Consider the following 23,105-nt stretch of genomic DNA (forward strand, 5'->3'; position numbering starts at 1 on the left):
GTAAATTATTATGAACCTATTTCTGCCGGGGTCCCACGGGGCCGGGTGGAATTGAGATACAGAACATGGGGTGTAGCAGTTGTTCAACCGGTTCGGATGGACAGCCGCGCGGATGTAGGAACAATGGTACCTGCGGTACGGATGGCTGTAACAAACTGACCGTGTTTGACTGGCTTTCCAACATGTCATTGCCCGCCGGAGCGGAGGTATTTGACGGGGTGGAGGTGCGGTTTAAAAACAGCAGAAAGGAATTTTTCAGGAATACCGAGGGGCTTACGCTCTCCATCGGCGACGTGGTGGCCACGCAGGCCCGGTCCGGTCACGATGTGGGTATCGTTACCCTGACCGGCGAACTGGTACGGGTGCAGATGAAGAAGAAAAAGGTCAACCCCGGGGCCGACCTGCCCAAAATTTACCGGAAGGCTACCCAGCGCGATATCGATAAATGGCAGAAATGCCGCAACAAGGAAGAGGAGATCAAGAAGCGCTCCCGGGAGATGGCCATCATCCTCCGTTTGCAGATGAAGATCTCGGATGTGGAATTTCAGGGCGACGGCTCGAAGGCCACTTTCTACTACACGGCCGAGGATCGGGTAGATTTCCGCCAGCTCATCAAGGACATGGCCAAGGCGTTCGGCATCCGCATCGAGATGCGGCAAATCGGTTACCGGCAGGAGGCCCAACGGCTCGGGGGTATCGGTTCCTGTGGCCGGGAGCTCTGCTGTTCTACCTGGTTGACGGATTTCCGCTCGGTGAGTACCGCGGCTGCCCGCTACCAGCAACTCTCCCTGAACCCGCAAAAACTCGCCGGCCAGTGCGGCAAGCTCAAATGCTGCCTGAATTACGAACTGGACACCTATCTGGATGCCCTGAAGGATTTCCCCCCGACCGACACGAAACTGTATACGGAGAAAGGCACGGCTTTTTGCCAGAAGAGCGATATTTTCAAGGGGATTCTCTGGTTTTCCTACAAGGACGACCCGGGGAACTGGCACGTGCTGACCAAGGAGCAGGTGCACGAGATCCGCGAGAAGAACCGGCAGAAGAAAAAAGTACGGAGCCTCGAGGAGTACGCGAGCAACAATTTCGACCGTGAAAACGTTACATTTGAAAACCCCGTCGGACAGGACAGCCTCACTCGTTTTGACCGGCCCAGGGGCAAACGCCGGGGGAAAAAACGTAAGAAAAGACGCAATCAGAAACAAGGAAAGGCCCGTAATGCGTAGGTTACCCATTGCACTACTAATTATACTGATCGGTACCAGTTGTACCGACCATCTGGTTTATTCTGAATTCCAGAGTACCCGTAACGGCCAGTGGGGCCGCGAACAGGCCATGGAATTTTCCCTGGAGGACCCGGACACCACCGCTTCCCACAACCTCTATATCTTCCTTAGGAACGACAATACCTATCCGTACAGCAACCTCTTCCTGATTGCCGAAATGACATTTCCGGACGGCAGTACGCAAAGGGATACCCTGGAGTACGAAATGGCGGATGCCCAGGGCCGTTGGCTGGGGGAGGGCCTCGGCAGCGTCCGGGAAAACAAACTCGGATACAAGCGGGACGTCGTTTTTCCGTCTTCCGGCGTATATACTTTTACCGTATCGCATGCCATGCGAAAGAACGGGAGTGTGGACGGGGTCCAGGCTTTGCCAGGCGTGCTCGACGTAGGGCTCCAGGTTGAACCAAATCAATAGGCAATTTCATGGCAAGGACTCGCAAAAAGGCCGGGGGCGGCAAAAAGAAAAAACAGGCATCATTCTGGCCCTTCATCAAGTGGTTCTGGATCTTGTTCGGGGCCGGCATCCTGGCAGTATTCCAAACCTTCCTGCTGGCTTCCTGGGGGGTTTTCGGGGAGATGCCCACCTTTGAACGCCTGGAAAACCCCCAGACCAACCTCGCTACGGAGATCATTTCCTCCGACGGGGAAACCCTCGGCAAATTTTTCCTGGACGACAACCGCACGGACGTCCCCTTTGACCAGCTGCCGGACAACCTGGTCAACGCTTTGGTGGCTACTGAAGACGCGCGGTACTTTGACCATTCCGGCATCGATGCCCGCGGGACCATCCGGGCCTTTGTCTTCCTCGGCACCCGGGGCGGGGCGAGTACGATTTCCCAGCAGCTGGCCCGCCAGCTTTTCGTCGGGGTGCGTTCCAACAACCTGGCCGAGGCCATCATCCAGAAAATCAAGGAGTGGGTGATCGCCACGCGCCTGGAGCGCAACTACACCAAGGAGGAGATCATCGCCATGTACCTGAATATCTACGACTTCAACTACAACGCGGACGGTATCCGGAGTGCAGCGCGCATCTACTTCGGCAAGGAACCCCGGGATTTGAAAACCGAGGAATCGGCCGTACTGGTGGGCATGCTCAAGAACTCCTCCCTCTACAATCCGATCCGCCGGGAAGAACTCGTGCTCAACCGCCGGAACACGGTTATCGCCCAGATGGCCAAATACGATTATATCACGGACGCCGACCGGGATTCGCTCATGGCCCTGAAGATGGATATCAACTTCAACCCGGAAAACCACCGGGAAGGACCAGCCACTTACTTCCGCATGTACCTGCAGGGCTGGCTCCGGGACTGGATAGAGGAGAATCCGAAACCGGCCCGGGAAGGCGAGCGCGACAAATGGAACATCTACCTGGACGGCCTCAAGGTTTACACCACCATCGACTCCCGCATGCAGGAGCACGCCGAAAGTGCCGTGAAGGAACATATGCAGAACCTCCAGGCAGAATTCTTCCACCAGAATACCCCGGACCGGAACCCCACCACCCCTTTCCTAGACCTGGAATCCCAGCAAATCAATTCCATCATGGAACGGGCCATGAAGAATTCCGAACGCTGGCGGGCCATGAACCGGGCCGGCAAGACCGAAGAGGAAATCCGCCAGTCCTTCAACGAAAAGACCGAAATGACCGTCTTTGACTGGAATTCCCCCCCGGTCTATGAGAAGGATACGGTGATGACCCCCATGGATTCCATCCGGTATTACAAAACATTCCTGCGGGCAGCCATGATGTCCATGGAACCCCAGACCGGCCACGTAAAGGCCTGGGTGGGCGGGCTGAACTATCGCCACTTCCAGTACGACAATGTCATTCAAGGTTCCCGCCAGGCGGGGTCCACCTTTAAACCTTTCGTCTATGCGGCGGCCATCGACCAGTTGCGCCGCTCCCCCTGCGACACCAAGCCGGATACGCAGTATTGCATCGAAGCAGGGAAGCACGGGAATATGGAAGCCTGGTGCCCGGACAATTCCGACGACAAGTTTTCCGGACGCAGCCTTACCCTCAAGGAGGCGTTGGCCAATTCGGTGAATTCGGTAACTGCCCAGCTCATTGACGAGGTAGGCCCGAAAGCCGTTGTGACCATGGTTAAAGACCTGGGCCTGAACCGGGACATCCTGGAGGTGCCGGCAATTGCGCTTGGGACCCCGGAGTTCAACGTCTATGAAATGGTGGGGGCCTACGGCACTTTCGCCAACCAGGGGGTGTACGTAAAACCCGTGATGGTTACCCGGATCGAAGACCGGAACGGGACGGTGCTATACGAGTACACCCCGGAGACCAAAGACGTTCTCAGCAAGGACGTCGCCTACGCAATGGTGGACCTGTTAAAAGGGGTCACCCAGTCCGGTTCGGGGGTGCGGCTGCGGGGCAACTACCAAACGAATACAACGGTCTACAAGGAAATTATCACCGGCTACCCGTACGAATTCACGAATCCGATTGCCGGGAAGACTGGCACCACCCAGAACAACAGCGATGGCTGGTTTATGGGGATGGTGCCGAACCTGGTAACGGGGGTCTGGGTCGGCGGAGAGGATCGATCGGTGCATTTCCGGAGCATCACCTACGGACAGGGGGCGTCCATGGCCCTGCCCATTTGGGCGCTCTACATGCGGCAGAACTACGAAGACCCGGAATTGAACGTGTCCAAAGAAGACTTCGAAGAACCGGAGGACCTCTCCATCCGCATCGATTGCAGCCAGACCGAAGAGGAGCTCGAGGAGCCGGATGAGTTGGAAGACGACCTGGACGACATCGATTTTTAGAACACAAACGCCATGATTGACAAACAAGTTGCCAACGCCAAGGCCGCCCTGGAAGGGGTGGCAGACGGAATGACTTTCATGCTGGGGGGGTTCGGCCTCTGCGGCATCCCCGAAAATGCCATCAGCGAACTGGTACGCCTCGGGGTGAAGGACCTGACCTGCATCAGCAACAATGCCGGCGTGGACGATTTTGGCCTGGGCCTCTTGTTGCAGGGCCGGCAAATCCGGAAAATGATTTCCTCCTATGTGGGCGAGAACGACGAATTTGAACGGCAGATGCTCAGCGGGGAACTCGAGGTGGAACTCACCCCCCAGGGGACCCTGGCCGAGAAATGCCGGGCCGCCCAGGCAGGCATCCCGGCCTTTTTTACCCCAGCGGGATACGGCACCGAGGTGGCGGAAGGCAAGGAGACCCGGGAATTCAACGATAAGATGTACGTGATGGAGGAAGCCTTCAAGGCGGACTTCTCCTTTGTGAAAGCCTGGAAGGGCGACACGGCGGGCAACCTGATTTTCAAAGGCACCGCCCGGAATTTCAACCCGGTCATGTGCGGGGCAGCCGCCATTACGGTGGCCGAGGTGGAGGAACTGCTGCCCGCCGGCAGCCTGGACCCGAACCAGATCCACATCCCCGGGATTTTCGTCCAGCGAATCTTTGAAGGAACCGGGTACGAGAAGCGGATTGAGCAGCGGACGGTGCGCGAAAGGGGTTAGGGATTTGAAAATTTGGCGATTTGAAGATTTGAAAATGAGGATGGGATCCAAATCTGACATGCAGAAGTGATGCATCCATAGGGCCTATATTTGTCTGTTTCTGAAGTCGATATATGGCATGCGTGATGATAGACATAATTACATCGTAGACCTGAGTTTCCAAGTAGCCCTGAAAATTGTTGATTTTACAGAGCAACTACGACAGTTTCGAAAATTCGAAATGGCCTCTCAACTCTTCAAGAGTGGCACATCCATCGGAGCGAACGTCAGGGAAGCGCAGAATGCAGAAAGTAAAACGGATTTTATTCATAAATTCAAGGTAGCAGCTAAGGAGGCAGAAGAAACCGAATACTGGCTAAGTTTATGCAATGCATCCGCATCATATCCAAGCCCGTCTTCCGATCTATTGCAAAAAATCAAATCGACCATTTTAGTAATCTCAAAGATTATCGGAACTAGTAAACGAAATATTTACAATTAAAAAGTAATTAACCTGGAATCTTCAAATCTCCAAATTTTCAAATCTTCAAATCAACGTCATGTTGGATAAAAACGGAATCGCCCAGCGCATCGCCAAGGAAGTCAAAGACGGATACTATGTAAACCTGGGTATCGGGATCCCGACCCTGGTGGCCAATTTTGTCCGGGACGACATCCAGGTGGAATTCCAGAGCGAGAACGGCATCCTGGGGATGGGGCCGTTTCCCTACGAGGGGGAGGAAGATGCCGACCTGATCAACGCGGGGAAACAGACCATCACCGCCCTGCCCGGCGCGTCCTTTTTCGATTCTGCCCTGAGTTTTTCGATGATCCGGGGCCAGCACGTGGACCTGACCATCCTCGGGGCCATGGAAGTGGCCGACAACGGGGATATTGCCAACTGGAAAATCCCCGGCAAAATGGTCAAGGGGATGGGGGGCGCCATGGACCTGGTGGCTTCCGCCGAGAATATCATCGTCGCCATGATGCACACCAACAAGGCCGGACAATCGAAACTCCTCAAGCAGTGCACATTGCCGCTTACCGGGGTGGGCTGCGTCCGGAAGATTGTCACAAACCTGGCCGTTCTGGAGGTCACCGACCAGGGCTTCCTGCTGCAGGAGCGGGCCCCCGGCGTTTCCGTAGACGAAATCCGCAAAGCTACTTTGGGCCGCCTGGTGGTGCCGGAGCACGTACCGGAAATGCAACTCTAGCCCCGGGGTCGTCGCCCGCCGGGCATGCCGTTCGTCGATCGGGCAACCCGGAAGTATTTTTTTACAACAACATCCCGGGCCTTCACAACAATTCCTGTGCGCGATGCGGGAAATCTGGTATATTCGAACATGCATCTGAGCCTTTTTCCCCAAACAAAGTCTCGCTAACCGAAATAGCCTATGGAGTCCCAAATCAACCAAATGCCCCCGCAGGAGGAAATTCAGGTTTATCGCAACGACTTTATCAGCGGCCTGATCCTGCTCACCAAAAAGTTGTTCATGCTTTAGGCCCGAGCCGAAAAGCCAAATTAAACAACCAGCCATGAAGGCCCCTTCCGAGGGGCCTTTTTTATAGCCTGAAACCAGGACTTTTTTTAAGACATGAAACCGGGGTTGTCCCGTCCGGGACCCGGTTGGCGAAATCCGTATCTTTAGAGCGTGGAACCGCTCGAATTCATCCGGTGTACCCCCGCCGACCTGGACGTGCTCCGGGACGTCTCCATTTCCACTTTCTCCCGCGCCTTCGAAACCCAGAACAACCCGGAGGATTTTGCCGCCTACCTCCGGAAAGCCTTTGGACGCAGCCAACTCGAAACCGAACTCCGCCACCCGGACATGCACTTCTATTTTGTCCGGAGCGAAGGGGGCCTGGTGGGTTACTTCAAACTGAATACCGGGAATGCGCAAACCGAGCTCAGGGAACCCAAAGGCATGGAGCTTGAGCGCATCTATGTGTTGGCCGGCTACCAGGGCAGGGGGATGGGAGCCCGTATGCTCGACTGGATCTGCGGCCATGCGCGGAGCGCCGGGAAAACCTACCTATGGCTCGGCGTCTGGGAACACAACCCGCGGGCCATTGCATTCTACGAGCGGCAGGGTTTTGTTACATTTGGGAAACACCCATACGATATCGGCAACGACCGGCAATGGGACTGGCTTATGCGGTTGGACCTGCCGGCTTCAAAAGGGATGGCCCCGGACCGCGGACCGGCCTCCGACAACACAATTTAAAACTGATGGTTATGCGCTTTGCACTTTGTTTTCTTCTCCTCATCCTCGCAGCTCCTGTGGCAACTTCCCAGGCGGGATTCTATTACCCGCCCCGAGGGGCCGATTGGGAAACCCGTTCCCCGGAATCCCTCGGGCTGGACGAGGCGGCCATCGCAGAGGCCGTGGACTTTGCCCGGGCCAACGAATACAGCGGATCCCGCGACCTGCGCCGGGCGATCCTGGAGGGATTTGAACGGGAGCCCTACCACGAATTGCTGGGGCCGGTGAAAAAGCGGGGCGGCCCGGCCGGCATGATCCTGAAAAACGGGTACGTGGTGGCCTCCTGGGGGGATACCCGCCGGGTGGACATGACCTTCAGCGTCACCAAGAGCTTCCTGTCTACTGTGGCGGGCCTGGCCGCCGACCGGGGCCTGATCCGCTCGGTGGACGACCCGGTTTCGGAATATATCTGGGACGGGACCTTTGCGGGCGAACACAACTCGGGCATTACCTGGTCGCACCTGTTGCAACAAAATTCGGACTGGACCGGCAGCCTCTGGGGGTTGCACGACTGGGCGGACCGCCCGCCCCGGGAAGGCGGCATCGACGATTGGAAGCACCGGGAGCTCCGCACCCCGGGCACCGTCATGGAATACAACGACGTGCGCGTGAACGTGCTGGCCTATGCGCTCACGCACCTCTGGCGGCAGCCGTTGCCCCGGGTGCTCAAGGAGGAATTGATGGACCCCGTCGGGGCCTCCGCCACCTGGCGCTGGTTTGGCTACGACCACGCCTGGACCGTGGTAGACGGGCTGAAGATGCAATCGGTTACCGGCGGAGGACATTCCGGCGGTGGGATTTTCATCAGTGCGGAAGATATGGCCCGGTTTGGACTGCTTTTTCTGTCGGACGGCAGCTGGGAGGGGGAGCAATTGCTCAGCCCGGGGTGGATTGAACAGGCCGTTTCGCCCTCGGCCCCCAACCCGAATTACGGGTTTATGTGGTGGCTGAACCGGCCGGGCAGCCGGCAATGGGAAGGGGTCCCCGAGTCCGTCTATTACGCGGCCGGGTTCGGGGGGAACTTTATCGTGGTTTGCCCGGAACAAGACCTGGTGATGGTCCTTCGCTGGCTGGAACCCTCCCGGATCGGGGAGTTTGTGGGGAAGGTCTTTGAGGGGATTTAGGGCAGCCCGCCCTACGGGACGCAGTTCCTGTGCGCGGTATCCTTGAGGGGTGCGGTTTGCCGGGATGCGGTTTGCGGCAATGCAATTTACGGCAATGTGATTTCTGGAGATGCGACATCCCGAAACCTTCAGACCTGGCTCAGGATCTCCCCCGCGCGTTTGAGCGTCTCATCTTTTTTCGCAAAACAGAAGCGCAGCTGGCGGTTGTCCTGCCGGTTCCGGTTAAATACGGAAATCGGGATGCCGGCCAGGCCCTTGTCGCGGGCCAGTGTTTCGGCGAATTCCGTATCCGGGGCCTCGCTGATGTCCTGGTAACCCAGCAGCTGGAAATAGGTGCCTGCCGCAGGGGTAAACGTAAAGCGGGAGCTGGCCACGGCCTCCAGGAAGAGATCGCGCTTGCGCTGCATAAAATCGTTGAGTTCCAGGTAGTGGTCCGGGTTTTCCAGGTAGGTTTTCAGGGCCCGCTGGGCCGGGTGGCTCACGCAGAAAATCGCGAATTCGTGGATTTTCCGGAATTCCTGCATCAGCAGTTCCGGGGCCAGGCAGTACCCGGTTTTCCACCCGGTGATATGAAAGGTTTTCCCAAAAGAGGCGCAGACAAATGCGCGTTCCCGGAGGCCCGGGAACCGGGCGACGCTTTGGTGTTCCTGCCCGTCAAAGACCAGGTGTTCGTATACCTCGTCGCTCAGCACCAGGATATTCGTCCCCCGAAGTCGGGTTTCGAGCATTTCCATATCCTCACGGGAAAGCACGGTCCCGCTCGGGTTGTGGGGGGTGTTGATGATCACCATCCTGGTGGAGGCGGTCAGGGCGGCATCGAAGGCCACCCAATCGATCCGGAAATCCGGTCCCTGCAATTGCAGGAGCACGGGTACCCCGCCGTGGGCCTTTACCGAAGGCTCGTAATGGTCGTACGCCGGCTTAAAGACGATCACCTCGTCCCCGGGTCGGATAGTGGCTGCAATGGCCGTATAGAGCGCCTGGGTGGCCCCGGCCGTTACCGTGACTTCAGTTTCCGGGTGGTAGCTGGCCCCGTAAAGGGTTTCCGTCTTTTCGGCAATGGCTTCCCGGAGCGAGTAGATGCCCGACATGGGCGCATACTGGTTGTAGCCTTCCTCCAGGGCCTCGCTGTGCAGGCGGATGAGTTCCGGGTCGGCGCCGAAATCCGGGAACCCCTGGGCGAGGTTCAGGGCCCCGGCGTCCAGGGCAATGCGGTTCATCACCCCGAAAATGGAGGGTTCCAGGCCAGGGAGTTTCGATTCAAAAGGTAGTTTCATAGAATTAAATGTATAAAAAAACCCCCGGCATCGGGCCGGGGGTTGGGGGAATTCATCAGTTATCAGGCGTGCTGTTCCTCGTGCTTGCCTTCGCGGATCTCTTCGATCACTTTACTGTTGAAGGCGGGCAGGTCTCCCGGGTTGCGGCTGGTCACAAAACCTTCGTCCACAACTACCGCCTGGTCTTTCCAGGTTGCGCCTGCATTGATCAGGTCGTCTTTGATCGATTTATAGGAGGTCAGCGTGCGTCCTTCTACGACGCCGGCGCTGATCAGGATTTGCGGGGCGTGGCAAATGGCTGCCACGGGTTTCTTCAGCTTGAAGAAATCGCGGACAAACAGCAATGCGTCTTCATTGACGCGCAACTGGTCCGGGTTGTATACGCCTCCGGGCAGTACCAGGGCATTGTAGTCCTTGGCATCCACCTGGCTCAGCGTTTTATCCACCGTATAACTGTTAGACCAGTTTCCGTCGGACCATCCTTTGATGGATCCGGATTCCGGGCTGACTATATCGATCTGGAAACCTTCGGCTTCCATCGCTTCTTTCGGGGATTTTAATTCGCTTTCCTCAAATCCATTCGTAGCTAATATGGCTATCTTCTTCATGTTGCGTATGTTTTATTGGTTTATCTTTCAGTTCACTCTTTAATATAGCCGATAGCCCCCGGAATCTCCGTTAAAGCCCTTATAAATCCCGGGCCCGACCTGTTAAGTTCCTTTAACATCTTCCCTGGGGAGAACACCTTCCCTGGGGATAACACCTGCCCTGGGAATAACACCTGCCCAGGGGATAACATCCGCCCTTGGCATATCACCTGCCTTTGGGAAATAAAAAACCCCCGCCGGGGGGGCAGGGGTTTGAGATTGATTCCTGAAAATCCGTGTTATCCTTCCGTGGTCGCTGAGAGGTACTCCCGGTTCATTCGGGCGATGTTCTCCAGGGAAATCCCCTTGGGGCATTCCACTTCGCATGCCCCTGTATTCGTACAGTTGCCGAAGCCTTCCAGGTCCATCTGGCGGACCATGTTCTGGACGCGCTCAGAAGCCTCCACCCGGCCCTGGGGCAGCAGGGCAAACTGCGATACCTTGGCCGAGGTAAACAGCATGGCGCTCGCATTTTTACAGGCGGCCACGCAGGCCCCACAGCCAATACAAGTTGCCGCGTTAAAGGATTTGTCGGCATCGTCTTTTTCAATCGGGATGGCGTTGGCGTCTACGGTATTCCCGGAAGTATTCACCGAGATATAACCCCCGGCCTGCTGGATGCGGTCAAAGGCTGTCCGGTCTATCATCAGGTCCTTGATAACCGGGAAGGCCGTAGCGCGGAAGGGCTCGATGACGATCGTATCCCCGTCGTTGAATTTCCGCATGTGCAGCTGGCAGGTAGTGATCAGCCGGTCGGGCCCGTGGGGCTCCCCGTTGATCTGCAGAGAGCAGGAACCGCAGATACCTTCGCGGCAATCGTGGTCAAACACCACGGGCTCCTCCCCCTTGTCGATGAGTTGCTGGTTCAATACGTCCAGCATTTCCAGGAAAGACATGTCGCCCTCGATGCCGCTGATGGGGTAATCCACCATCTTGCCCTTGGAGTCGGCGTCTTTCTGCCGCCAAATTTTCAGTAGTAAATTCATAGCGATTTTATCAAATTTTCAAATCGGCAAATTTTCAAATTGCCAAATTACTTATAGCTCCGTGTTTTCAACTCAATATTCTCAAACACCAGGTCCTCCTTGTGGAGTACGGCATCCTTGGGTTCCCCCTTGTATTCCCAGGCGGAAACGAACTTGAAATTCTCGTCGTCCCGCAGGGCTTCCCCTTCCGGGGTCTGGTACTCTTCGCGGAAATGCCCGCCGCACGATTCATTCCGGTGCAGGGCATCCTTGGCAAAGAGTTCGCCGAGTTCCAGGAAATCGGCTACGCGCCCGGCTTTTTCCAGCTCGGGGTTTGTCTCGTCCATGCTGCCGGGTACCCGGACGTTTTCGTAGAACTCCTTGCGCAGGGCGGCAATCTCCTCGATGGCCTCCTCAAGACCCTGGGCATTCCGGGACATCCCGCATTTGTTCCACATGATCTTGCCGAGCTTCTTGTGGTAGTAATCCACGGATTTTGTGCCGTTGGCATTCAGCAGGCGTTCCAGGCGGGAGCGCACGTCGGCCTCGGCCTTGTCGAAGGCCTCGCTGTCCGTCGGGATGGGCCCGGTACGGATGTCGTCGGAGAGGTAGTCGCCAATGGTATAGGGCAACACAAAATACCCGTCGGCCAGCCCCTGCATCAGGGCGGAGGCGCCCAGGCGGTTGGCCCCGTGGTCGCTGAAATTCGCCTCCCCGGCGCAGTAGCAGCCCGGGATGGTGGTCTGCAGGTTGTAGTCCACCCAGAGCCCGCCCATGGTGTAGTGGACGGCCGGGTAGATCATCATCGGCGTATCGTAGGGGTTGTCGTCGACGATCTTTTCGTACATCTGGAAGAGGTTCCCGTATTTGGCGGCGATGATTTCCTTGCCCAGCTTGGTGATGGTCTCCTTGTCCGGGTCTTTGATCCCGGAGGTATAGGCTTTTTCCTTGCCGTAGCGCTCAATGGCCGCGGCAAAGTCCAGGTAGACGGCCTCGCCCGTCTTGTTGACCCCGTAGCCCGCATCGCAGCGTTCCTTGGCGGCGCGGGAGGCCACGTCCCGGGGCACCAGGTTACCGAAGGCCGGGTAGCGGCGCTCCAGGTAGTAATCCCGGTCCTCTTCCGCAAGCTGGGTGGGCTTGAGTTTCCCGGCGCGGATCGCCTCGGCGTCCTCTTTGCGTTTGGGCACCCAGATCCGTCCGTCATTCCTCAGGGATTCGGACATGAGCGTGAGCTTGGACTGGTGGTCGCCGGAAACCGGGATGCATGTAGGGTGGATCTGCGTAAAGCAGGGGTTGGCAAAATAAGCCCCCCGCCGGTGGGCGCGCCAGGCAGCCGTTACGTTGCTCCCCATCGCATTCGTGGAGAGATAGAAGACATTGCCGTACCCGCCGGATGCCAGCACCACGGCGTGGGCGCTGTGCCGCTCAATCTCCCCGGTTACCAGGTCGCGGGCGATGATGCCCCGGGCCTTGCCGTCCACCAGGACGAGGTCCAGCATTTCGTGCCGGTTGTAGGGCCGGATCTTGCCCCGGTTGATCTGCCGGTTCATGGCCGCATAGCAGCCCAGCAGCAGTTGCTGGCCGGTCTGCCCCTTGGCGTAAAACGTCCGGGATACGAGTACCCCCCCAAAGGAGCGGTTATCCAGGAGCCCGCCGTATTCCCGGGCAAATGGGACCCCCTGGGCCACACACTGGTCGATGATGTTCACGGACTCTTCGGCCAGCCGGTAGACGTTGGCTTCCCGGGAGCGGTAGTCGCCCCCTTTGATGGTATCGTAAAACAGGCGGTAGGGGCTGTCCCCGTCGCCCTGGTAGTTCTTGGCTGCATTGATCCCGCCCTGGGCCGCGATGCTGTGCGCCCGGCGGGGGGAATCCTGGTAACAGAAGGTCTTCACGTTGTACCCGAGTTCCGCCAGGGTGGCAGCTGCCGCCCCGCCGGCCAGGCCGGTCCCGACGACGATAATATCGATATTCCGCTTGTTGGCCGGGTTGACCAGATTGATCTCGTTCTTGTGCTTTGTCCACTTTTCCGCCAGCGGGCCGGAGGGGACTTTGGAATCCAGGGTTGCCATATTATGAGTGCGTTATCGGATTAAAATGATGGTAGAGGGCGATGAAGATAAAGATCAGCGGCACCACGATGGCGTAGAGCCGGGTAAAATTGCGGATCGCCGGGGTGTACTTGTTGTTGACCCCCATGCTCTGGAAGGACGACGCAAAGCCGTGCCAGAGGTGGAGCGCCAAAAGCACAAAACTGACCACGTAGATGACCGTGCGCCAGATAGGCTCGAACTTCTCGACGGTTTCCGCGTGGTAGCGGGTCGGGTCTTCCGGACGGGCCTCCACGTATTTGTAGGCCATCTCGTGTACCCAGAAATCGTAGAAGTGCAGCCCCAGGAAGGCGAGCACCACCAGCCCGGTGATGATCATGTTGCGGGAAACCCAGGGCGCATTCGCGCTGCCCTTGAATTTCACGTATTTAACATTCCGCGCGCGGTTGTTCTGGATCTCCAGGACAATCCCCATCACAAAGTGCACGATGACCCCTGCAATCAGGATGGGTTGCAGGATGAACTGCACCACGGCGTTGTACCCCATAAAGTGCGACCATTTATTGAAGGTCTCCGGGCTCACCACCGAGCTGAGGTTGATGGTGGCGTGCTGTGCCAGGAACAGGACCAAAAAAAGGCCCGAGAGCGCCATGACGACCTTCCGGGCTATAGAAGAACTAGCGAATCCGCTCATTTCAGTTGGGTTTAGTAAAGCCCTACAAAAATAGCTTACAGGCGGCGTTTTAACAAACTTTGCCGCCGGGGGCCAACCATTTTAGAATCGTTTTAAAGAAGGGTAGGAGCCAGCGCGCCAAAGGGGGTCCGGAATTTACTTCCGCGCGGCCCGCCGCATGCGTTTGGGCCCGTACCAGAGCCAGAACCCGGTGATGGTAAACACCAGCAGGGCCACCCCGGCCAGGGAGGTGTAGAACAGCTTGAACGCCCCGTTGTCGAGGCCCAGCCAGAGGTCTACCAGGGAGCCGTCGTGCAGTTTTTCGATAAAGTCGCTCCGCCGGGTTTCCACATACAGTACCTCCCCGGTGGCCCCGTCCAGTTGCAGGCCCCGGAATCCCGGGGTAAAAGTGAATTTCACCACCCCCTTGTCCGGACGCACGTCCATGCGGTCTACCTCAAAGGCTCCCTGCGTCTGGAGGGAGTCCCGGTAATAAGCCACCGCGTTGTCCCGGAGCTCCGACAGGGATTTCCAGCGGGCGAGGTCTGTAGTGCTGCCCGTGCGGGTTTTGGCCAGGATGGCGTCCCCGGAATGTTTTTTCCACCCCAGCAACAGGCCGCTGACGGCGATAAAAAAGAAAACGGCAAAGAGGCAGGCCCCCGTATAGCGGTGGATTTTCCGGAAGATCCGCAGTGTGTTGGCCTGTTTCTTGCGGCGGGTGGTTTCCGGTTTTGGCAAGACGGTGCTGCTTCCCTGGGAGGAGGCAGGTTCAGCCGGTTTACGCGCACTGGGTCGGGAATGGGAAAAAGACATGGCAGGTTGCAATCAGAAAGCCCCAAATATCGGCCAATTCCGGGGAATCCCGGGTCAAAGACTTGTTAAAACCGCCGGCTCCGACGGGTGGCAACCCCCGGATGCAGGCTGCCCGGGAGGCAGCTGCCAAATCCCGCAGGGCCGAGGCTTCACCTCCCCATGGCCCACAGCGCCCTGGCTTCACGTGCCCATATCCCGCAGCTGGATCTCCAGGGCCCGGGTGGAAAGCCGCACTTCCCAGAGCGAAAGGATCAGGGAAACCATCAGGAAAATCAGGCTCAACCCGAAAATGCCATTGGCCCAGAGCCGGAGTTCCACATAGATCAGGAACATGCTGATGGCGGCCAGCAAGAAACTCGCGATGGACGTGGACTGCATGTCCTTGATGATGCGCAACCGGCGTTTCAGGGACCCGATCTGTTTTTCCAGCGGGGCTGCCTGGGTTTCCCGGAACTGCCCGTGCAATTGGCGGATCAGGGCGGCAATGGCCAGGTAGCGGGCATTGTAGGCCAGCATGCTCAGGGAGATGGCCGGGAAGAGCAGGGCAGGGATGCTCAGGGAGAGTTCCATAGGCAACTTATTTGATTTTAAATTCCCGGCTCACCTTGGTTTTGCCCTGTTGGAGTTCGGCCTGGTAGGTGCCTTCCGGCAGGTAGGTCTTCCCGTTGCCGGCTGTTTTCAGCGGCACCTTGTTCTTTTTCAGGAAGTCGCTCTTGCCCTCCTTGCTGAAGGCCAGGTCGTAGGAGAGGATGTTGAAGCCCGCATCGGCGTCGAGCTGCGTCTCGCTCACTACGGTGCCGTCCGCGCTCAGTATGCGCGCCTGCACCGTCCCGGGCGACTGGGCAAAGAACTCGATGTCCAGGCCCGGCGTGTTGGGCTCCCCCCAGGTGGAGCGCGTATTCCCCCAGCGGGAGGAGTGGCGGATCTCCGGCAGGTCAAAGACCACGAGCGGTTCGGAGAGGTCCTGGGCGGGAAGCGCCTCCAGGGCGCCGATGTCCGCCTTGTAGATGCTCCGGCCATGGGTGCCCACCAACAGGTGGCCCGCCTTAGGCTGGATCACCAGGTCGTGTACGGCCACGTTGGGCAGCCCGTTTTGCATGAGTTCCCAGGTAGCGCCCCGGTCCAGGCTGGCGTAGAGCCCGTTGTCCGTGCCCACAAAGAGCAGGTTTTCGTTTTTCGGGTCTTCCACCAAGGCGTTTACCGGGGAGGCCGGCAAGCCGTCCGCCAGGGACCTCCAGGTGGCCCCGTAATCCTCGCTTACGTACACATAGGGGGTAAAGTCGTCCCAGCGGTAGCCGTTCAGGGCAACATACACCCGTTCCTTTTTGTGGGAGGAGGCCGCCACGCGGCTCACCCATAAGTCTTCCGGGAAGCTGCCGGAGATTTGCTGCCAGGAGCCGCCGCCGTTTTTGCTCACATGTACCAGCCCGTCGTCGCTGCCCGTGTAGAGCAATCCAAACTGGAAAGGCGATTCCGAGACGGTGGTCAGCGTGCCGTAGGCGACGTTCCCCTTTTTCCCGCCCCGTGTCAGGTCGTCCGAGATGGCTGTCCAGTCGTCGCCCTGGTTCATGGACCGGTGCAGTTTGTTGCCGCCCAGGTAGAGGATGTCCTGGTTGTGGGGCGAAAGCAGGATGGGCGTCTGCCAGTTAAAGCGGTAGGGCGATTCCCCCAGTTCGTGTTTCGGCTGGATGTAGGTGCGTTTGTCTGCCCCGAGGTCCAGGCGGAAATAGTTCCCGAACTGGAAGCCCGTGTACACGATGTCCGAGTTGCGGCTATCGACCTCCACCTGCATGCCGTCCCCGCCCAGGAGCATCTCCCAGGGGTAGCGGCCGCTCTGGTGCCACCCGTCCGATTCGCCGGCGTTGTGGGCCCCTTTCCACACCCCGTTGTCCTGCAGGCCGCCGTACACGTTGTAGGGGTCCTCGTGGTCTACTGCAATGGCGTAGAACTGCCCCACGGACGGGGAGTTGTTCTTGATCCAGTGTTCGCCGTAGTCGTAGGTGATGTTGATGCCCCCGTCGTTCCCGTTGATCAGGTGGCCTTCCTTCTCCGGGTTGATCCAGAGGGCGTGGTGGTCTGCATGTACGTTGTCCCCGTCTATCGCCTCAAAGGTTTTGCCCCCGTCTGCCGACCGGATCAGCGGGACGCCGGCCAGGTAGATTTGATCCCGGTCGTACGGGGCCACCCGGATCTGCCCGAAGTAGTAGCCGTAGCTGTAAAACAGGTCGTCGATGTAGCCCTCGTGGGTCCGCGTCCAGGTGCGACCCCCGTCCTCGGAGCGATACACCTCCGCCCCGATGACCGGGGTGTCGAAGAGCAGGGAATTTGCGTCTTCCAGGTAGGTGGCCAGGTCCGCAGGTTTCACCGAGCCGCTCCGCACCAGTTGCTTGACGTTTTCCGCCCGGTATTTCTCCTGGAAGCCATTGGTCTTCAGGAATTCGTTCAGCTCGCCGTTGTCCAGGGCCAGGAGCCGGGAGGCGGACATCGATTTAAAATCGTCCTTGGTAAGCCCCTCATCCGCATCTGCGTCGCCGGACTCTTTGGGGCGCCGGTCCTGGTTGTCGATGACGGCATAGACAATCTGGTGGTCAAATGCGGCCAGGCCAATCCGACCGGCGCCGGATCCGGTGGGGAACCCACTGCCTGCGGCGGTCATCAAATTCCAGTTGTCGCCCCCGTCAATGCTTTTATAGATACCCGTACCCGGGCCGCTGCCGTCAAAGTTCCAGGCCTTCCGGTCGCGCTGCCAGGAAGCGGCATAGAGGACTTCCGGGCGCCCCGGGGAGGCTACCAGGTCGATCATCCCGGTTTTGTCGTCCACAAAAAGCGTCCGCTGCCAGCTGGCGCCCCCGTCCGTAGTCTTGTAGATGCCCCGTTCCTCGTTGTCCGAGTAGAGGTGTCCCGCCACGGCCACCACTACCTCGTCCGGGTTTTCCGGGTGGATGACGATCCGGCCGATATGGTGGGAATCCGGCAGGCCGGCAAAGGTCCAGCTCTCCCCCCCGTCTGTGGATTTGTACAGGCCGATCCCGGCGTAGGACGACCGGGACGCGTTGTTTTCTCCCGTTCCCACCCAGATGGTGCCGGAAGGCCAGTGTACGGCAACCGCCCCGAGGTTCTGCGTGGGGGCGTTGTCCATGACGGGGGTAAAACTCGTCCCGTTGTTGTCGGTGTACCAGAGGCCGCCCGATGCATAGGCCACATAGAATTCCACCGGGTTGTCCGGGTTGACGGCCAGGTCCACCACACGGCCGCTCATTACGCTCGGGCCGATATTCTCCAAACGGAGGTTGGCCACTTTGGAGGCGTTGGCCATCCGGGCTTTTTGCTCCAGGGCCTGTTGTACGACAGAGGCGTCGGTAGCAGGGGCTTGGGCCAGTAAGGGAAGGGTCGCCAGGCAGGCGGCAAGGGTACGGAAAATCTTCATTTCTATGGGCTGGTTTTGCTTGTAGGATTCCCCCTGCAATGTGTGATTTTTACACAAAACAGTTGCACGGGTGCCTAAAAAATTGTTAATTTATTCCTCTTTTCGGACGAATCTACCAAAAAAGCGCGACACCTGTTCAATGAACATTGCCCGCTTTCAGGACAGCTCCCGGAAGACCAAAGATCGCATATCCTGCTTCTAATAGCAACTAACCAACCAACCACACCTCGGGGGCTTCACAAAGCCCCCTTTTTTTGTCCCGACCGCCCGGAATCTTCGCCCCCCGAATTATTGTTCCCGCCTGCCGAATTTTTGTTCCCACCCCCGCGAATCCCTACCTTTGGGCAAACCGAAAATACCTATGAAGTACCACCCGATCGATTCCGGGCTTTTCACCAGGAACCGCCAGAAGTTTATGGCGAAGATGCAGCCCGGCAGCCTGGCCGTTTTTAACTCCAACGACGTATACCCCATCGGGGCGGACAGCACGATGCCCTTCCGCCAGGCCCCGGACATCTTCTACCTCTCCGGGGTGGACCAGGAGGAATCCATCCTGCTGCTGTTCCCGGACGCCATCGACCCGAAACACCGGGAAATCCTCTTTTTGCGGGAGACCAACGACCACATCGCCGTCTGGGAAGGCGAAAAACTCACCAAGGACCGGGCCTTCGCCACTTCGGGTATCCGCACAGTGTACTGGCTCCAGGACTTTGACAAGGTGTTTTTTGACCTGATGACCGAGGCGCACACCATCTACTTCAACACCAACGAACACTACCGGCAGGCCGTGGAAACCGAGACCCGGGAAGACCGGTTCATCCACGCGACCAAACGGAAATTCCCGGCCCACAAGGTGGCCAAGAGCAACCCGATCCTGCAGGAGATCCGGGGAGTCAAGGAACCCGAGGAAATCGACCTGATGCAAACCGCTTGCGGGATTACCGAAAAGGGCTTCCGCCGGGTGCTCGGCTTCGTAAAACCCGGCGTCTGGGAGTTCGAGATCGAGGCGGAATTCCTGCACGAATTCATCCGGAACCGCTCCCGCGGCTTTGCCTATACGCCCATTATCGCCTCGGGCAACAGCGCTAACGTGTTGCACTACGTAGAGAACAAAAACCAGTGCCGGGAAGGGGAGCTCATCCTGATGGACGTGGGGGCCGAATACGCCAATTATTCCAGCGACATGACGCGGACCATCCCGGTGAGCGGCCGCTTTACGGACCGGCAAAAACAGGTGTACAACGCTGTTTTGAACGTCAAGAAGGAGGCCACCAAAATGCTGGTGCCCGGCACGCTCTGGGCGGAATACCACAAAGAGGTGGGCAAGCTGATGACCTCTGAGCTCCTGGGCCTGGGCCTGCTGGACAAGGCAGACGTACAGAACGAGGACCCGGACAAACCGGCCTATAAACAATACTTCATGCACGGCACCAGCCACCACATTGGCCTGGACACCCACGACTACGGGGCGCTGAAAACCCCCATGCAGCCCAACATGGTCTTTACCGTGGAGCCCGGCATCTACGTGCCCGAAGAGGGCTTCGGCATCCGCCTGGAAGACGACGTGGTTATCCGGGATAAGGGCGAGCCACTGAACCTGATGGCGGACATCCCCATTGAGGCGGAGGAGATTGAATCACTGATGAATGGGTGATTCGATTTGAAGATTTGAAGATTTGTCGATTTGAAAATGCAGCGAGGTGATTTGGAAATTTGTCAATGAGGCAATGGCTAAGCCCGCTCGATATCAAAGAGGGAAAGTGAACGAGCCGATACCAGCCAACTCGCTCGGATGGCGCGACGACACCCCAATCTTCAAATTTTCAAATCGACAAATCTTCAAATTAAAAAACCCCGGGCGCAAGCCGCGGGGTTTTTCTTCGTGTAACTCAAAAAACAAACTACTCTTCAATAAAAAGATAGTTTAGGTTCAGGTCGTTGAAGGCCTTGTTGAAGGCGGTGATTTCCTCGTCGACCATTTTGTCGAATGCGCTGAGCTGGGTTTCGATCTCCCGGCTGAGTTCCTGCTGCACGGCGATGTCCTGCTCGGTGGGCGGGAAATCGTCCAGGCTCACCAGGGAATTCAGGTGGGCCAGCTTGTTGGTCAGGCGGATCGGGAAGTTCAGCGGATCCTGCCCGCTGCGGTTCTGGGTCTGGTAGAGCGCTTTTTCGATCTCGCCGAAGCCTTCCTTCATCTCCTTCGCCTTTTCCACCAACTCTTCCGTCGCTTCATTGCCCTTATACTGCTTCATAAAGGCGTCCAGCTGGTCGTTCACCTTCCGGATCTTCTCAATAGACTGGTGGGCCCGGTCTACGGTCTCGTTCACAGCCGTGATAAAGTCGTGCTGCTTCTGCATGTCGGCCACGGTTGCCTCGGCCCGCGGGTCCGGCACAATCCGGAATTGCTGGGTTTGAGTCTCCCCGTTCGCCGTCAGGTGTACCTGGTAACTGCCGGGAACCGCCTTGGGCCCGCTGAGGTTCGCCCACCAGAGGATCATGCCGGGCAGGCGTTTGGCCCCCTTGCCCTCGGTATCCCAAACATGCGTGTTGCCGCCTTTTTCCACCTTCAGCTTTTTGTCGATCTCCGACGCATACGTGCTGAAGTTCGCCAGGGTATCCCCGGCCATCGTCGTATAGGTCAGGGCCACGCTGTCCTTCTCGGAGAAATCCTTCATATAGAAATGGGTCACCACGCCATTCGGGTGGTTCTGCCCCTCGGTGAGCGACGGGGTGCTGCGCGCCCCGCCCTTGGTGCGATAGGCATCCTTGGGCTTGTAGAGGATGCTGGAGGCAGACCGCTTGGCGTCGTCCAGCTGGTGGAGGACGGTGAGGTCGTCCAGGATCCAGAGGCTCCGGCCCTGGGTGGCTACAATCAGGTTGTTGTCCTTGATGGTCAGGTCGGTGATCGGCACCACGGGGAGGTTCAGCTGGAAGGGTTTCCAGGAGGCCCCGTCGTCAAAAGAGATATACATGCCCGTCTCGGTACCTGCGTAGAGCAGGCCTTTCCGCTTCGGGTCTTCGCGTACCACCCGGGTAAAGTGCTCCGGGTCGATGCCGCTGGTGATCTCCGTCCAGCTCTGGCCGTAATCGGTGGTCTTGTACAGGTAGGGCTTAAAATCCCCGAGCTTGTAGCGGGTGGCCGCCACGTAAGCCGTACCCTCGTCAAAATAGGAGGGATCGATGCTGTTGACCATGCTCCATTCCGGCATATTCGGCGGGGTGACATTCTCCCAGTTCTGCCCCCCGTCCCGGGAGATGTGGATGAGCCCGTCGTCGCTGCCCACCCAGAGGAGGCCCTCCTTAAGCGGGCTCTCGTTGGCGGCAAAAATGGTGCAGTAATACTCTACCCCGGTGTTGTCCTGGGTGATGGGCCCGCCGCTGGAGACCAACTTGTCGGGATCGTTCCGGGTGAGGTCCGGGCTCAGGAGTTCCCAGCTCTGCCCCTCGTTCGTACTCATGTGCACGTGGTTCGAAAAGGTGTAGAGCTTGTTTGGGTCGTGGCGGGAAAAGATGATCGGGAAGTTCCACTGGAAGCGGTACTTCATCCCCTCGGCCCCGTACCCCATCGGGTTGTCCGGCCAGACGTTGATGGCGCGCACGGTTTGGGCATCGTGGTTCACGCGGGTCAGGAAGCCGCCGTAGCTGCCCCCATAGACAATGTTGTCGTTTTCCGGGTCTACGGCAATGTGGGCCGATTCGCCCCCGGCCGTCGGTTCCCAGTCTTCCTCCCCAATGCCGAAGCCGTCCGAGCGGTGGCGGATGCGGACGGTGGAATTGTCCTGCTGGGCCGCGTAAATCCGGTAGGGAAAGGCGTTGTCGGTGGTCACCCGGTAGAATTGGGCGGTGGGCTGGTTGTAATAGGTGCTCCAGGTGGTGCCCCCGTCGTAGGAGACCTGGGCGCCGCCGTCGTCCCCGATGATCATCCGCTGCGGGTCCTCGGGTGCAATCCAGAGGTCGTGGTGGTCGCCGTGGGGCGCGTTGAAGGTTTCAAACGTCTTGCCCCCGTCCGACGACTTGTGGTAGCGCACGTTCAATACGTAGACCACGTCCTCGTCCTGGGTATCCGCATACATGCGGGTGTAATACCAGGCGCGCTGGCGCAGGTTCCGGTCGTCGTTGATCTGTTTCCAGGTCTCGCCTCCGTCCTCGCTCCGGTAGAGGCCGCCCTTATCTTTGTTTTCCACAATGGCAAAGACGCGCTGGGAATTCACCGGCGATACGGCTACGCCGATGATCCCGAGGGTATCCGTCGGGAAGCCGTCGTTTTTGGAGATCTCCGTCCAGGTTTCCCCGGAGTCCGTAGACTTCCAGAGGGCCGAGCCGTCGCCCCCGCTGCTCAGGGAGTAGGGGGTGCGCTGCACGCGCCAGGTGCTCGCGTAGAGGATGCGCGGGTTGGTGGGGTCGAAGGTGAGGTCCACGGCCCCGGCCTGCTCGTTGGCAAAGAGGACCTTGCGCCAGGTCTCGCCCCCGTCCGTACTCTTGTATACGCCCCGTTCCTGGGTAGGTTTGTAGATATTCCCCAGCACGGCCGCAAAGACCACGTCCGGGTTTTTCGGGTGCACTTTCAGGCGCGGGATGTGCCGGCTTTTCGCCAGGCCGGCTTCCTGCCAGGTTTTCCCGGCGTCCACGGATTTCCAGACGCCATAGCCGCTGGAGACATTCCCCCTTACGGTTTTCTCGCCCCCGCCCACGTAGATGACGTTCGGGTCGCTCGCTGCAATTTCAACCGCCCCGATACTGCCGCCAAAGTAGCCGTCCGAGATATTTTCCCAGGTGCGGCCCCCGTCCTGGGTGCGCCAGACGCCGCCCCCGGTGGCCCCGAAGTAAAACAGGTTCGGCTTGCCCGGCACGCCGGTTACCGCCGCGGACCGGCCACCCCGGAAGGGGCCTACCAGCCGGTATTCCATGGAGGAATACAAGGATTCGGGAAAGGTTGTGGTATTCGATCGGTTGCGCCGTTGGGCATCGGTTTGCCAGGGCGCCAGGCAAAGGAAAAGCAGGAGGATCCCTGCTTTGAAAAGTGGGTTACTCATAGTTGTTTTTCGTATTCGAATTAGTCAGCTGTTGAAGGTACTAATATTTTTTATTTTCTGCGGTC

General features: G+C 58.3%; 18 protein-coding genes. 9 read left to right on the forward strand and 9 right to left on the reverse strand.

The window, feature by feature from the left end:
• Positions 1–65: 65 nt before the first annotated feature.
• The 8 genes from AC3DKS_RS10935 to AC3DKS_RS10970 all read left to right on the forward strand — a co-directional run bounded on the left by AC3DKS_RS10935 (position 66) and on the right by AC3DKS_RS10970 (position 8,154).
• Positions 66–1,226, forward strand: a complete 1,161-nt coding sequence (locus AC3DKS_RS10935; RefSeq protein ID WP_041326927.1) for a PSP1 domain-containing protein — start codon at positions 66–68, stop codon at positions 1,224–1,226.
• Complete coding sequence (locus AC3DKS_RS10940) at positions 1,219–1,701, forward strand: gliding motility lipoprotein GldH (protein WP_420592751.1); 483 nt, start codon at positions 1,219–1,221, stop codon at positions 1,699–1,701. The genes AC3DKS_RS10935 and AC3DKS_RS10940 overlap by 8 nt, the downstream gene beginning before the upstream one ends.
• A gap of 8 nt (positions 1,702–1,709) precedes the next feature.
• Positions 1,710–4,073, forward strand: coding sequence for a penicillin-binding protein 1A (locus AC3DKS_RS10945; protein WP_272606902.1), 2,364 nt, complete (start codon positions 1,710–1,712; stop codon positions 4,071–4,073).
• Between the two features lie 12 nt (positions 4,074–4,085).
• The gene (locus tag AC3DKS_RS10950; RefSeq protein ID WP_015753270.1) at positions 4,086–4,787 is read left to right on the forward strand and encodes a CoA transferase subunit A; all 702 of its coding nucleotides are present in this window, start codon (positions 4,086–4,088) and stop codon (positions 4,785–4,787) included.
• A gap of 118 nt (positions 4,788–4,905) precedes the next feature.
• On the forward strand, positions 4,906–5,268 hold the full coding sequence (locus AC3DKS_RS10955) for a four helix bundle protein (protein WP_015753269.1): 363 nt from the start codon (positions 4,906–4,908) through the stop codon (positions 5,266–5,268).
• Between the two features lie 58 nt (positions 5,269–5,326).
• Positions 5,327–5,980 (forward strand): CoA transferase subunit B, encoded by a 654-nt coding sequence (locus AC3DKS_RS10960; RefSeq protein ID WP_015753268.1) that lies wholly within the window; start codon positions 5,327–5,329, stop codon positions 5,978–5,980.
• A gap of 438 nt (positions 5,981–6,418) precedes the next feature.
• Complete coding sequence (locus tag AC3DKS_RS10965; RefSeq protein ID WP_272606901.1) at positions 6,419–6,991, forward strand: GNAT family N-acetyltransferase; 573 nt, start codon at positions 6,419–6,421, stop codon at positions 6,989–6,991.
• Positions 6,992–7,002: 11 nt separating this feature from the next.
• Entirely contained in the window at positions 7,003–8,154 is a 1,152-nt protein-coding gene (locus AC3DKS_RS10970) for a serine hydrolase domain-containing protein (protein WP_430930914.1), read from the forward strand.
• A gap of 128 nt (positions 8,155–8,282) precedes the next feature.
• On the opposite strand, the gene AC3DKS_RS10975 is transcribed toward AC3DKS_RS10970, so the two are convergent.
• The 8 genes from AC3DKS_RS10975 to AC3DKS_RS11010 all read right to left on the reverse strand — a co-directional run bounded on the left by AC3DKS_RS10975 (position 8,283) and on the right by AC3DKS_RS11010 (position 18,007).
• The gene (locus AC3DKS_RS10975; protein WP_272606898.1) at positions 8,283–9,431 is read right to left on the reverse strand and encodes a methionine aminotransferase; all 1,149 of its coding nucleotides are present in this window, start codon (positions 9,429–9,431) and stop codon (positions 8,283–8,285) included.
• A gap of 62 nt (positions 9,432–9,493) precedes the next feature.
• Entirely contained in the window at positions 9,494–10,039 is a 546-nt protein-coding gene (locus AC3DKS_RS10980; RefSeq protein WP_420592747.1) for a type 1 glutamine amidotransferase domain-containing protein, read from the reverse strand.
• A 278-nt stretch (positions 10,040–10,317) separates the two neighbouring features.
• A complete protein-coding gene (locus AC3DKS_RS10985) occupies positions 10,318–11,064 on the reverse strand; it encodes a succinate dehydrogenase/fumarate reductase iron-sulfur subunit (RefSeq protein ID WP_015753260.1) in 747 nt (248 codons plus the stop codon).
• A gap of 47 nt (positions 11,065–11,111) precedes the next feature.
• Complete coding sequence (locus tag AC3DKS_RS10990; protein WP_272606896.1) at positions 11,112–13,115, reverse strand: fumarate reductase/succinate dehydrogenase flavoprotein subunit; 2,004 nt, start codon at positions 13,113–13,115, stop codon at positions 11,112–11,114.
• A gap of 1 nt (position 13,116) precedes the next feature.
• The gene (locus tag AC3DKS_RS10995; RefSeq protein ID WP_015753258.1) at positions 13,117–13,788 is read right to left on the reverse strand and encodes a succinate dehydrogenase cytochrome b subunit; all 672 of its coding nucleotides are present in this window, start codon (positions 13,786–13,788) and stop codon (positions 13,117–13,119) included.
• A gap of 135 nt (positions 13,789–13,923) precedes the next feature.
• Complete coding sequence (locus tag AC3DKS_RS11000) at positions 13,924–14,580, reverse strand: PepSY-associated TM helix domain-containing protein (protein ID WP_474732261.1); 657 nt, start codon at positions 14,578–14,580, stop codon at positions 13,924–13,926.
• Positions 14,581–14,760: 180 nt separating this feature from the next.
• Positions 14,761–15,150 (reverse strand): DUF2721 domain-containing protein, encoded by a 390-nt coding sequence (locus tag AC3DKS_RS11005; RefSeq protein ID WP_015753256.1) that lies wholly within the window; start codon positions 15,148–15,150, stop codon positions 14,761–14,763.
• 7 nt (positions 15,151–15,157) lie between these two features.
• Positions 15,158–18,007: a beta propeller repeat protein gene (locus tag AC3DKS_RS11010; RefSeq protein WP_272606893.1), complete on the reverse strand. Its 2,850-nt coding sequence runs from the start codon at positions 18,005–18,007 to the stop codon at positions 15,158–15,160.
• A gap of 361 nt (positions 18,008–18,368) precedes the next feature.
• On the opposite strand from AC3DKS_RS11010, the gene AC3DKS_RS11015 reads away from it, so the two are divergent.
• Positions 18,369–19,661, forward strand: a complete 1,293-nt coding sequence (locus AC3DKS_RS11015) for an aminopeptidase P N-terminal domain-containing protein (protein ID WP_272606892.1) — start codon at positions 18,369–18,371, stop codon at positions 19,659–19,661.
• A 247-nt stretch (positions 19,662–19,908) separates the two neighbouring features.
• On the opposite strand, the gene AC3DKS_RS11020 is transcribed toward AC3DKS_RS11015, so the two are convergent.
• The gene (locus AC3DKS_RS11020) at positions 19,909–23,040 is read right to left on the reverse strand and encodes a WD40/YVTN/BNR-like repeat-containing protein (RefSeq protein ID WP_474732255.1); all 3,132 of its coding nucleotides are present in this window, start codon (positions 23,038–23,040) and stop codon (positions 19,909–19,911) included.
• Positions 23,041–23,105: the final 65 nt, after the last annotated feature.

The organism is Robiginitalea sp. (genome assembly GCF_982776155.1).

Coding starts and splice junctions, on each gene's coding strand:
- AC3DKS_RS11020 (WP_474732255.1), bottom strand. CDS start 23,040: ATGAGTAACCCACTTTTCAAAGCAGGGATCCTCCTGCTTTTCCTTTGC.
- AC3DKS_RS11010 (WP_272606893.1), bottom strand. CDS start 18,007: ATGAAGATTTTCCGTACCCTTGCCGCCTGCCTGGCGACCCTTCCCTTA.
- AC3DKS_RS10970 (WP_430930914.1), top strand. CDS start 7,003: ATGCGCTTTGCACTTTGTTTTCTTCTCCTCATCCTCGCAGCTCCTGTG.
- AC3DKS_RS10990 (WP_272606896.1), bottom strand. CDS start 13,115: ATGGCAACCCTGGATTCCAAAGTCCCCTCCGGCCCGCTGGCGGAAAAG.
- AC3DKS_RS11000 (WP_474732261.1), bottom strand. CDS start 14,580: ATGTCTTTTTCCCATTCCCGACCCAGTGCGCGTAAACCGGCTGAACCT.
- AC3DKS_RS10955 (WP_015753269.1), top strand. CDS start 4,906: ATGCGTGATGATAGACATAATTACATCGTAGACCTGAGTTTCCAAGTA.
- AC3DKS_RS10960 (WP_015753268.1), top strand. CDS start 5,327: ATGTTGGATAAAAACGGAATCGCCCAGCGCATCGCCAAGGAAGTCAAA.
- AC3DKS_RS10940 (WP_420592751.1), top strand. CDS start 1,219: ATGCGTAGGTTACCCATTGCACTACTAATTATACTGATCGGTACCAGT.
- AC3DKS_RS10945 (WP_272606902.1), top strand. CDS start 1,710: ATGGCAAGGACTCGCAAAAAGGCCGGGGGCGGCAAAAAGAAAAAACAG.
- AC3DKS_RS10980 (WP_420592747.1), bottom strand. CDS start 10,039: ATGAAGAAGATAGCCATATTAGCTACGAATGGATTTGAGGAAAGCGAA.
- AC3DKS_RS10975 (WP_272606898.1), bottom strand. CDS start 9,431: ATGAAACTACCTTTTGAATCGAAACTCCCTGGCCTGGAACCCTCCATT.
- AC3DKS_RS10995 (WP_015753258.1), bottom strand. CDS start 13,788: ATGAGCGGATTCGCTAGTTCTTCTATAGCCCGGAAGGTCGTCATGGCG.
- AC3DKS_RS11015 (WP_272606892.1), top strand. CDS start 18,369: ATGAAGTACCACCCGATCGATTCCGGGCTTTTCACCAGGAACCGCCAG.
- AC3DKS_RS10935 (WP_041326927.1), top strand. CDS start 66: ATGGGGTGTAGCAGTTGTTCAACCGGTTCGGATGGACAGCCGCGCGGA.
- AC3DKS_RS11005 (WP_015753256.1), bottom strand. CDS start 15,150: ATGGAACTCTCCCTGAGCATCCCTGCCCTGCTCTTCCCGGCCATCTCC.
- AC3DKS_RS10985 (WP_015753260.1), bottom strand. CDS start 11,064: ATGAATTTACTACTGAAAATTTGGCGGCAGAAAGACGCCGACTCCAAG.
- AC3DKS_RS10950 (WP_015753270.1), top strand. CDS start 4,086: ATGATTGACAAACAAGTTGCCAACGCCAAGGCCGCCCTGGAAGGGGTG.